This is a genomic window from Nonomuraea rosea, from assembly GCF_039539705.1.
GTDB classification, from domain to species: Bacteria; Actinomycetota; Actinomycetes; order Streptosporangiales; family Streptosporangiaceae; genus Nonomuraea; species Nonomuraea rosea.
The window spans coordinates 309,971-320,703 of sequence record NZ_BAABDQ010000007.1; the positions used below are offsets into that span (position 1 = coordinate 309,971).

Below are 10,733 nucleotides of genomic sequence, written 5' to 3' on the forward strand. Positions count from 1 at the left end.
GGGTGGACAGCCTCTCAAAAGGCCGCCAGACACGCTATTCCGCCCGAAAAGCCGGTTGCCGTGTCATGGGGCCGGGATCCGGCTCACGCGTCTGAGGGGCTCGTCCGGGGGCGTCCGGGACTGACATGAGGGGTCGGCGGGTTGCTAGCCGAGGGAGCGCAGGCCGGACTGTACGACCTCGGCGGCGCGGCGGGCCCTGGCCCAGAGCTCGTCGAGCGAGCGCTCGTGCTCGATCCCGGACATCACCGCCAGCTTCACCGCGCCGATCAGCGCGCCCACCGCCGCCGCGGAATCGGTCAGGGTCAGCCGGTCGGCATACGCCTCGTGCAGCGCCTGAGCCAGCCTGAGCTGGCTGCTGAACAGCAGCTGCAGCGCCCGGCCCTGCAGTGTCGGCTCGGTCAGGATCAGCCGCACCCGCAGCTCGGTGTTCTCGTACGTGAGCCCTTCCTGGGTGGCCGCCTGGACCAGGATGTCGTCGATGATCGTGATCAACAGCTCGCCCGGCGGCACTCCCGGATCCCTCCGGGCCAGCGCCGAGAACATCAGCTCCATCCGCTCGTCCATGTCGTAGAAGACCACGTCTTCCTTGCTGGCGAAGTAGCTGAAGAACGTCCTCGTGGACACGTCGGCCTCCGCCGCGATCTCCGCGAGCGTGGTCTCCTCGAACCCCTTCTCGTCGAACAACCGGAGCGCCCCCTCGATCAGCGCCCGGCGTGTGCGCTCTTTCTTGCGCTCCCGCAGTCCCACCATGCCGGAACTATACTGCGTTCGACTAGGTTTTTCATCCATTGAAATTTTGCAACGAATGAGGTTTTCTGGAGAGAGAGCTCGGAAAGGAGCCGCAGCATGTCCGATCTGACGTTCCCGACGACGCGCCAGCGTCCGCTCGACCCGCCCGACGAAGTCACGCACCTGCGACAACAGGCGTCGATGCACCGGATGACGTACGCCGACGGCCACCTCGGCTGGCTGGTGACCGGCTACACGGCGGCCCGCGCGGTGCTGGCCAGCCCGCACTTCAGCAACCGGCCGGAGACGATGCACGTCCCCATCCCGTCCAGGCTGGGGATGGCGGACAAGGAGCAGTTCCGGGTGCCGCCCGGGTTCTTCCTGCGTACGGACCCGCCCGAGCACACGCGCTTCCGCAGGCTGCTGACCGGGCAGTTCACCGTACGCAGGATGAAGATGCTCGAGCCCAGGATCGAGGAGATCACGAACGCCTGCCTCGACGGCATGGCCGCCGCCGGCGGGCCGGTGGACCTCGTCGAGGCGTTCGCGCTGCCGATCCCGTCCCTGGTGATCTGCGAGCTGCTCGGGGTGCCGTACGAGGATCGCGCGCAGTTCCAGGAGGACACGAAGGTCCTGGTCAACCTGGAGGTCAAGGCCGACGACGCGATGGCGGCGCTGGGGCGGATCTCGGTCTACCTGTACGGGCTGATCCAGCGCAAGCGCAAGGAGCCGGCCGACGACCTGCTCAGCGGGCTCATCGAGAGCGGGGAGCTCAACGACGAGGAGCTCACGGGGGTGGCGTTCCTGCTGCTGGTGGCCGGGCACGAGACGACCGCCAACATGCTGGGGCTCGGGACGTACGCGCTGCTCACGAACCCCGCCCAGCTCGCCGTCATGCGCGACGACCCGTCCCTGGTGGAGAACGGCGTCGAGGAACTGCTGCGCTACCTCACGATCATCCACCTCGGGCCGATGCGGTCCGCGCAGGAGGACGTCGAGATCGAGGGCCACCTCGTCAAGGCGGGCGAGACGGTCGCCATCCACCTCCCGGCCGCCAACCGCGACGCCTCCCGCTTCCCCGGCGCCGAGGAGCTCGACGTCACCAGGCCCGCCGGCGGGCACCTGACCTTCGGCCACGGCATCCACCAGTGCCTGGGCCAGCAGCTCGCCCGCGCGGAGATGCGCATCGCCTACCCTGCGCTGCTGCGCCGCTTCCCTGGCCTACGCTTGGCGGTAACACCCGAGGAGGTGCCGATGCGCTCGGACATGAGCATCTATGGAGTGCACCGCCTCCCTGTCACTTGGTAGGTCACCATGGAAATCAAGGCAGATACAACGGTGTGCATCGGGGCGGGCATGTGCGCTCTGACGGTGCCGAAGGTGTTCGATCAGAGTGAGGAAGAGGGCACGGTGGTGCTCCTGCAGGACGCGCCTCCGGAAGAGCTGGAGGACGCCGTGCGGCGCGCCGTGACCCTCTGTCCGTCGGGGGCGATCTCGGCTTCGTGACGAACGCCGTACCGGTGCCTTGACGCCCCTCTGAGATCACCCGGCCGTCGCCGCACCCAACCGTGCGGCGACGGCCCCGCTCCCTGCCCGGTCTGCCGCTCGACGGCCCTGCCGCCTGCCCGGCCTGCTGCCTGATGGGCTCGCTCCCTGATGGGCCCGCGTGGGCGCCACGCGAGGCTGGCCGCCGCCGAGCCTGGCGTTGTCCCGGTCGCCGGGCCCAAAGCCTCGCCCCGACCGCCTGCGCCGCGACGCGGCCGTTTCGCGGCTTCCACGGGCACTCCGTGCGGCCTCCCGTCTCCGGCCTCCCGCCTGCCACCTCCTTCCGGCTGTTTCGCGGCTCCCACGGCTGCCCCGTCGCCCTCCCGGCTACCCCGCCGCTCACCTGGGCCGCTCACCTGAGCTGCCTTCCCCGCCGCTCTGCCGGATGGCCCGCCCTCTGCACGGCCGTCCCGTGGCCTGCACGGGCGCGTCGGCGGCAGGCGCAAATTCGTCCCATGGCCAATACCGCAAAGGCCCGAACGCGCCGTCATCTGTGCGTCATCCCCACCCCGACCCGTCATTTCGCTTCATGGTCATCGAACCTGTGTTCGTGGAACTGGTTGACACCGAGCGTGATCGAAATTATGTTCGACCTAGTGACGATGAGGCTCGCGGCTCAACGTCACCGGACCTGGTCGCGGGCCGTTCGCTTCCCCAAGCGATCCCTGCGGCCAGGCTCCACGGGCGAAGGGCAGGTCCTCGTCGTCGGCGGAGACGAGTGGGCGTGCCCTGGCCGGACGGGGTGAGGGGAAGCTCCTCGTCCGGCCAGCCCGGCGGAAATGTCAGTGGGGTCTGCAATTGTTGACTCCACCGGCGGAGACGCCGGCAGCCGCCCACGACTCCAAGGAGGCGCGCAAGATGGCACCAAGGCCTAGAGACACCCCCGGGCCCCGGCTGTCGCCTGCGGTTCGGGCACACTTGACCGATTCACGATCCTGCCTGGCGGAGGCGACGAGCGCTCGCACCCCGGCATCCCGATATGTGGCCGCACACTTGGCAGCCCTTCGAGCCGCGGCGGCGATGCTGGCCGCCCGCCCTCGGCCCATGGAAGGCCGCAGGCGTCGCCTGCGCAGCGCATGGGAGCTGCTGCCGGAGGCCGAGCCGCACCTGGCCGAGTGGGCCGCCTACTTCTCGGTGAGCGCCGCCAAGCGCGCCGCCGCGGAGGCGGGCATGGTCCGCGGGGTCAGCGCGGCCGACGCCGACGAGATCCTGGCCGAGGCGGAAACGTTCGTCTCCACGGTCGAAGACCTCCTCGGCGTCCCAGCCCAGCCCCAACTCCCCCTGAGCGTCCCCTTGGCCGGCTGACACCCACACCACCCACGGAGCCGGAGGCGGGGCCGTCCTTAAGGTTCACGGGCGTCGCGTCCCCGATGTCCCAGCAGGCCTCGTAGACGACGTCGTGCCGCGCGACGGGCGCGTACAGCACCTTGACGTCGACGCAACGCTCAGCGTCGATCCGGCGATTCCCCTTGACCGCGACCGTCTTCGGGTACCCGGCGGCGCGGGAGAACGTGGGGGGCGGTGCAAGCCAGGGCAGCGACGACCGCGCCCGCGAGCTTGACGGCGGTGCAGGTAGCGGCGGCGGCGAGCTTCATGTTCGGGCCCTCCCCGTTGGATGCCGGGAGAAAGGCTCCGGCCCGCGCCGTCGAGCGAAAAGTTGAGGATCCGTTGAGGCGGGAACGGATCCCCAACGCGTAAGGCCCGAGGGCCGACCGGCGTGCGGCGAGCCCTCGGGTCCCGGCGGGGGACCGCGAAAGCGGCGATCCCTGGTGGGGAAACCTGGAAAAGACCGTGGAACGGGTGCGATCTCCGGTCGGTCAGACCGTGGGAACGACTCGCTCCAGGCCGGCAATACCGTGCGAACGACTCGTCTCAGGTCAGAACGACTCGACGGCCCTGCGGGCCTCCGCGTCGAGGACGCCCCAGCTGATGAGCTCCTCGGTCAGCTCGCTCGGCGACTTGTCGTAGATCACGGCCAGGGAGCGCAGGTCCTCCTGGCGGATCGACAACACCTTGCCGTTGTAGTCGCCGCGCTGGCTCTGGATGGTGGCGGCGTACCGGGCCAGCGCCCCCGCCTTCTCCTTAGGCAGCGTGGCCAGGCGCTCCAGGTCGATCACAAGCTTGGGTGTCGGCCCGAGCGGGCTGGGGGCGGCGCCGCCCGGCAGCAGCTCGGATACGGGCACTCCATAGAAGTCGGCAAGCTCGGCAAGCTTCTGCACGGTCACCGCTCGGTCGCCACGCTCATAAGAGCCCACGACCACGGCTTTCCACCTGCCACGCGACTTCTCTTCGACTCCATGCAGGGACAGCCCCTGCTGGGTGCGGATGGCGCGGAGTCGTGCACCCAGCGACTTTGCGTACTCAGACGGCATCGTGTGGCCCCCCGGCTCTCGTATGTAGCGCTCTCAGTAGATTGTGCTCCCTTGCGGCGAATGCCCGAGCCACCGGGGGGTCTGGTGCCGTGCTCGGCACCAACGGTAGCCATGGCCCTGGGTTTACCCCAGACCGCCGCGCGGTGTGGTTACGCACAGTGACGGTAAAGGGGTGGACGCCTAAGGTCAAGCTGATTGGAAAAAAGATGCCGAATCCGGTCCGTGGAGGAACGCAACAAACGCCCCTCATGTCCCGCTGATAACACTACTTCGTCATAGTTTGCCGAGTGACTCAGCGCAGTCAGGTCTGCCGGGTGAGGATCATGACGGGGCAGGTCGCAGCCCGTACGATCTTGATCGAAGTGTCTCCGAGGAAGACCCGCCTGAGTGGCCCGGTGTCGCTCGAAGCGCATATGATCATCTCGCCGGCGAGCCAGGAAGTCGTTGCGAGCGCCTGGGCCACGTTGCGGCCCTCGAGCACCTCGACCTCCACGGGCAGCCGCCGGCGCTGCCCGCGCGCCGCCGCCCGCAGATCGGCCGCGGCCTGGTCGCGCAGGCGCAGCAGCATGTCCTGTTCGATCCTGGCGCGCCTGCCGCTGCTGATCACCAGCGTGACCAGCCGCAGCGGGACGTCGAGCGCGACCGCGGTCACGGCCGCGTCCTTGACCGCCGCGTCGCAGCCGGGGCCGCGCCGGTAGGCGACGGTGAGGCGCTCGAAGGCGGGGGGCGGCTTGTCGCCGTAGCCGCGCGGGGCCAGCAGCACCGGCACCGACGAGGAGTGCAGGAGCTGGTCGGCGGTGCTGCCCACGGTGATGCGGCCGCGGCCGCCGCGCGGGGCCGAGCCGATCACCACGACGTCCGCGCCGCGCCTGCGCGCCAGCTCCACCAGCCCCCGGCCGCTGCCCTTGTTGGTGTGCACCAGGTAGTCGGCGTCGCCGCCCGCCAGCTCGCGGGCCTGCGTGAGCGCGGCCTCGGCCTGCTCCTTGAGGTAGGAGCGCCAGGCGCTCTCGTCGGCCCTGGCCGGCCCGGGAGCCGACCAGGCCGGCGGCTGCACGGTCGCCACCGTCAGGTGCGCGTGCGCCTGCTCTTTCACGAGTACGGCCAGCGCCAGCCCGTCCCTGCCCCGCGACCCGGGGATGTACCCGGCCAGCACGTCGTTCAGCTTCATTCAGCGCACCTCGGCATTCAGCCGCGAATGGCCATAGCCGTACAGGAAATAGCAGACCAGGCCGAGGAGCATCCACAGCCCGAACGCCAGCCAGGTCACCCCGGCCAGCCCCGCCATCACGATGACGCAGAAGATCGCGCCCAGCACCGGCGTGGCGGGGAACAGCGGCGTGCGGAAGCTGCGCGGCAGCTCCGGGCTGCGGTAGCGCAGGACGAGCACGCCGATGTTCACGATGGCGAAGGCGAACAGCGTGCCGATGCTGGTCGCCTCCGCGAGCTGCCCGAGCGGCACCAGCCCGGCCAGCACGGAGATGAACAGGGCCACGATGAGGGTGTTGGCGATCGGAACCTGGCGGCGGGGGTTGACCCGCTGGAAGATGCGGGGGATGAGCCCGTCGCGCGACATCGCGAACAGGATGCGGGTCTGGCCGTAGATGACCGTGAGCACGACGCTGGCGATGGCGATCACCGCGCCGAAGGAGACGATCAGGCCGGGCCAGGTCGCGCCGACGGCAAGGTCGGCGATGTAGGACAGGCTGGCCTCGGTGTGCTCGGGGTCGAAGTCGGTCCACGGCATCGCCCCGACGGCGGCCACGGCCACCAGCACGTAGACGACCGTCACGATGGCCAGCGACAGGATGATCGCCAGCGGCAGGTCCCGCTTGGGGTTCTTCGCCTCCTCGCCGGCGGTGGAGGCGGCGTCGAAGCCGATGTAGGAGAAGAACACCTGAGAGGCCGCGGCCGTGATCCCGGCCACCCCCATGGGGGCGAAAGGCGTGAAATTTCCGGTCTGGAAGGCAGTGAACGCCACCACGCAGAAGAACACCAGCACCGCGATCTTGACCAGCACGAAGATCGCGTTCGCCGTGGCGCTCTCCGAGGCCCCGTACATCAGCAACCAGGTGGCCAGCGCCACGATGAGGACCCCGGTGAGGTTGATCACGCCGCCGTCCTGGCCGGGGGAGCGGGTGATCGCGTCGGGCAGTGTGAAGCCGAACAGCGAGCGCAGGAACGAGTTGAGGTATTCGCCCCAGCCCACGGCCACCGCCGCCACGGACACGGCGTACTCCAGCATGAGGCACCAGCCGCAGATCCAGGCCACCAGCTCGCCCAGCGTCGCGTACGCGTAGGAGTAGGACGAGCCGGACACCGGGATCGTCCCGGCCAGCTCGGCGTACGACAGCGCCGAGAACAGCGCGGTGATCGCCGCCAGCACGAACGCCAGCACCACCGCCGGACCCGCCTTGGGCACGGCCTGCCCGAGGATGACGAAGATCCCGGTGCCGAGCGTCGCGCCCACGCTGAACAGCGTGAGCTGCCACAGCGACATCGAGCGCCGCAGCTCACCGCCTTCGCCCTGCCCGCCTTCCGCGACGATCCGCTCGGTGGGCTTGGTACGGAAGAGCCGTTGGGCCAGCGTCATCCGACACCCCCTACAGCGTGCTCGTCAGCGGCCACCTGCCGTTGGGTGTCACGATCGTTCCCGCTGCACCGGCGAGTATGCGCTCGGCCTCGTCAAGCTTTCCGATGGCGGCCATGTCGCCGGTGGTCTCGACGAACCGGCACACCGCCTCCACCTTCGGCCCCATCGACCCGGCGGGGAACTCCATGGCCCGCAGCTCGTGCGGCGTGGTGTGGGCGATCTCGGTCTGGTGCGGCGTGCCGAAGCCGCGCAGCACGCGCGGCACGTCGGTCAGGCTCAGGAACGCGTCGCACTCCAGGGCCTCGGCCAGCATCGCGGTCGTGAGGTCCTTGTCCACGACCGCCTCGACGCCGGTCAGCCGGCCGCGCTCGTCGCGTACGACGGGGATGCCGCCACCGCCCGCGCACACCACGACCACGCCCGCGCGGACCATCTCGCGGATCAGGCGCGTCTCCACCACGCGCTGCGGGATGGGGGAGGGGACGACGCGCCGCCAGTGCGGGCCGTCGCGCCCGACCGTCCAGCCGTGCTCGGCGGCCAGCTTCTCGGCCTCCTCCTGCTCGTAGACCTGGCCGACGAACTTGGTGGGGTGCTCGAAGGCCGGATCCACGGCCGTGACCAGGGTCTGCGTGACCATGGCGAGGATCCGCCTGCCCGGCAGCGCGTTCTGCAGCGCCTGCTGCATCCAGTAGCCGATCATGCCCTGCGTCTGCGCGCCGAGCGTGTCGAAGGGGTAGGGCCGGGTCAGGTCCGGGTCGGAGGCGCTCTGGAGCGCCAGCAGGCCGACCTGGGGGCCGTTCCCGTGGGTGATGACCAGCTCGTGGTCGGCGGCGAGCCTGGCGAGCGTCCTGACGGCCGTGCGGACGTTGCTCATCTGCACGTCCGCGTCCGGCTTCTGGCCGCGCCTCAGCACCGCGTTGCCGCCCAGTGCGACGATGACCCGCATACGTTCCCCCGCTCTTTCGACCCGCTCTTTCGGCACGCCTGGCCGGGCGGTCAGCCGCCCAGCGTGGCGACCATGACGGCCTTGATGGTGTGCAGCCGGTTCTCGGCCTGGTCGAAGACGATCGAGCGTGGCGACTCGAACACGTCGTCGGTCACCTCCAGGGCGTCGAGGCCGGTCTTGTCGTAGATGTCCGCGCCGACCTGGGTCTGCCTGTTGTGGAACGCGGGCAGGCAGTGCATGAACCGCACCCCGGGGTTCCCGGTCGCCCGCACCACGTTGTCGTTGACCTGGTACGGCAGCAGCAGCTTGATCCGCTCGTCCCACACCTCCGCCGGCTCGCCCAGCGACACCCACACGTCGGTGTAGAGGAAGTCGGCCCCCTTGACTCCCTTGATCACGTCGTCGGTGAGGGTGATCCTGGCGCCGGTGTCCCTGGCCAGCTTCTCGGCGGGCTCGACCACCAGGCCGGGGTCGGGCCACAGCGCCCTGGGCGCGACCAGGCGCACGTCCATGCCGAACATCGCGCCCGTCACCAGCAGCGAGTGGCCCATGTTGTTGCGCGCGTCGCCCAGGTAGGCGAAGGAGACCTCACGCAGCGGCTTGCCCGCGTGCTCCCGCATGGTGAGCATGTCGGCCAGCATCTGCGTGGGGTGCCACTCGTCGGTCAGGCCGTTCCACACCGGCACCCCCGACAGCGCCGCCAGCTCCTCGACGTGGGCCTGCCTGCTGCCTCTGTACTCGATGCCGTCGAACATCCGGCCGAGCACCCGCGCGGTGTCGCCGACCGACTCCTTGTGCCCGATCTGCGAACCGGCCGGGTCGAGGTACGTCACGTGCGCGCCCTGGTCGTGGGCGGCCACCTCGAACGCGCACCGGGTGCGGGTGGAGGTCTTCTCGAAGATCAGGGCGATGTTCCGGCCCTTGAGCCGCTGCCGTTCGGTGCCGTCGCGCCGCTCGGCCTTCAGCCCCGCCGACAGGTCCAGCAGGAACTCCAGCTCTTCCGGCGTGAAGTCCAGCTCCTTCAGGAAGCTGCGGCCGCGCAGGTCGTGATCCATCGGGCGCTCCCTAGATGCCGTCGCGTTCGAGCGGGCAGCTCATGCACCGCGGCCCGCCGCGCCCTCTGCCGAGCTCGCTGCCCCTGATGGTGATGACCTCGACGCCGTTGTCGCGCAGGAAGTTGTTCGTGGTGGTGTTGCGCTCGTAGGCGACGACCACGCCGGGCTCCAGCGCCAGGCCGTTGCAGCCGTCGTCCCACTGCTCCCGCTCGGCGGCGGACACGTCCTGCGTGGGGGTCAGCACCGTGATGTCGCTCATGTCCAGGGCGTGGGCGATGGCCTTGTGCATGTCCTCCGGCGGGTGGTCGGTGACCTTGAGCTCCTTGTGCGTCTCGCCGGGCTCGATCGTGTACGCGCGCAGCATGCCGAGGCCCGCGTACTTGGTGAACACGCCCACGTCGAGCATCGTCATCACGGTGTCCAGGTGCATGAACGCCCGCGCCTTCGGCATGTCGAGCGCCACGATCTTCCTGGTGGAGCCGGCCTCGAACAGCCGTTGCGCCAGCATCTCCACCGCCTGCGGCTGGGTGCGCTCGCTCATCCCGATCAGCACCGCGCCCCGGCCGATGACCAGCACGTCCCCGCCCTCCATGGTCGCGGGGGCCACCGCGTGACCGGGCATCCAGCAGTGGAAGCCCCCGTCGTCAGGCCGGTTGAAGCCCTTGGCGAACGTCGGGTGGTACATGTAGACGGCCTCCATGTTGACCGTCTCGCGCATCCTGGCCTTCTTCTTCATCGCGTTGATGGACACGCCGTCGTACACCCAGCAGGAGGTGTCGCGGGTGAACAGGTGGTTGGGCAGCGGCGGGAGGATGAAGTCGTCGCCCGCCGTGGTGTGGAAAGTCACAGAATCGGGGTCGCAGCCCATCTCGGTCAGCTCGCGTTTGGTGATGCCGCCGGTCAGGAACTTCTGCAGCGTCTCCGAGTCCATCCCGTCGAGGGCGTTGCGGATGTCGTCGATGGCGCCGGGGCCGAGCCAGCGCTCGTCGATGACCGCGTCGAGGATGTGCTTGCGCGCCTCGGGGATGTCGACGGTCTCCTGGAGCAGGTCGGACAGCAGGTGGATGCGGATCCCGCGGCTGCGCAGCACCTGCTGGAACTCCTCGTGCTCCTCCATCGCCCGCTGGACCCAGAGCACGTCGTCGAAGAGGAACCCGTCCTTGTTCGTCGGGGTCAGCCGCTTGAGCGCCAGGTCCGGCTTGTGCAGGAGGACCTGGCGGAGGGGCCCGACCTCGGAATCGACGTGGAATGTCATCTCTGCTCTATCCCCCTACTCGGCGGGCGTCACGCCCGGCCGTACGCGCGGCGGCCGCCCCCTTCACAGCGCGCGACCTGGGGTGACGTGCCCTGCGCGGAGCGTGTTGACACGGGGTCGCGCGGAATAGGGGCGGGGCGGGTGCGAGGATTGCGCGTGGCGGTCCCGCCACGCGGGCCTGCTCGCATTGTTCCTGGTAGCCCCTGGTACTGTGTGTCCCGACCAACACCCTTTTAAGACC

At 69.6% G+C, this 10,733-nt stretch carries 10 protein-coding genes; 3 read left to right on the forward strand and 7 right to left on the reverse strand.

From position 1 onward, the window contains the following. Positions 1-144: 144 nt before the first annotated feature. Positions 145-750: a TetR/AcrR family transcriptional regulator gene (locus ABEA43_RS19860; RefSeq protein WP_345563738.1), complete on the reverse strand. Its 606-nt coding sequence runs from the start codon at positions 748-750 to the stop codon at positions 145-147. Between the two features lie 96 nt (positions 751-846). On the opposite strand from ABEA43_RS19860, the gene ABEA43_RS19865 reads away from it, so the two are divergent. From ABEA43_RS19865 to ABEA43_RS19875, 3 genes are all read left to right on the forward strand, one after another. Beyond that, entirely contained in the window at positions 847-2,037 is a 1,191-nt protein-coding gene (locus ABEA43_RS19865) for a cytochrome P450 (protein ID WP_345563740.1), read from the forward strand. 6 nt (positions 2,038-2,043) lie between these two features. Further along, complete coding sequence (locus ABEA43_RS19870) at positions 2,044-2,235, forward strand: ferredoxin (protein WP_345563741.1); 192 nt, start codon at positions 2,044-2,046, stop codon at positions 2,233-2,235. A gap of 897 nt (positions 2,236-3,132) precedes the next feature. Next, the gene (locus tag ABEA43_RS19875; protein WP_345563742.1) at positions 3,133-3,579 is read left to right on the forward strand and encodes an SAV_6107 family HEPN domain-containing protein; all 447 of its coding nucleotides are present in this window, start codon (positions 3,133-3,135) and stop codon (positions 3,577-3,579) included. A gap of 572 nt (positions 3,580-4,151) precedes the next feature. On the opposite strand, the gene bldD is transcribed toward ABEA43_RS19875, so the two are convergent. The 6 genes from bldD to ABEA43_RS19905 all read right to left on the reverse strand — a co-directional run bounded on the left by bldD (position 4,152) and on the right by ABEA43_RS19905 (position 10,492). After that, positions 4,152-4,646 (reverse strand): transcriptional regulator BldD, encoded by a 495-nt coding sequence (bldD, locus tag ABEA43_RS19880; protein WP_026214021.1) that lies wholly within the window; start codon positions 4,644-4,646, stop codon positions 4,152-4,154. Between the two features lie 301 nt (positions 4,647-4,947). After that, on the reverse strand, positions 4,948-5,814 hold the full coding sequence (locus ABEA43_RS19885) for a universal stress protein (RefSeq protein WP_345563744.1): 867 nt from the start codon (positions 5,812-5,814) through the stop codon (positions 4,948-4,950). Further along, the gene (locus ABEA43_RS19890; RefSeq protein WP_345563746.1) at positions 5,815-7,236 is read right to left on the reverse strand and encodes an amino acid permease; all 1,422 of its coding nucleotides are present in this window, start codon (positions 7,234-7,236) and stop codon (positions 5,815-5,817) included. Positions 7,237-7,246: 10 nt separating this feature from the next. Then, a complete protein-coding gene (arcC, locus tag ABEA43_RS19895) occupies positions 7,247-8,182 on the reverse strand; it encodes a carbamate kinase (RefSeq protein ID WP_345563748.1) in 936 nt (311 codons plus the stop codon). Between the two features lie 50 nt (positions 8,183-8,232). Continuing rightward, positions 8,233-9,237 (reverse strand): ornithine carbamoyltransferase, encoded by a 1,005-nt coding sequence (gene argF / locus ABEA43_RS19900; protein WP_345563752.1) that lies wholly within the window; start codon positions 9,235-9,237, stop codon positions 8,233-8,235. A 10-nt stretch (positions 9,238-9,247) separates the two neighbouring features. Next, on the reverse strand, positions 9,248-10,492 hold the full coding sequence (locus ABEA43_RS19905) for an arginine deiminase (protein ID WP_345563754.1): 1,245 nt from the start codon (positions 10,490-10,492) through the stop codon (positions 9,248-9,250). Positions 10,493-10,733: the final 241 nt, after the last annotated feature.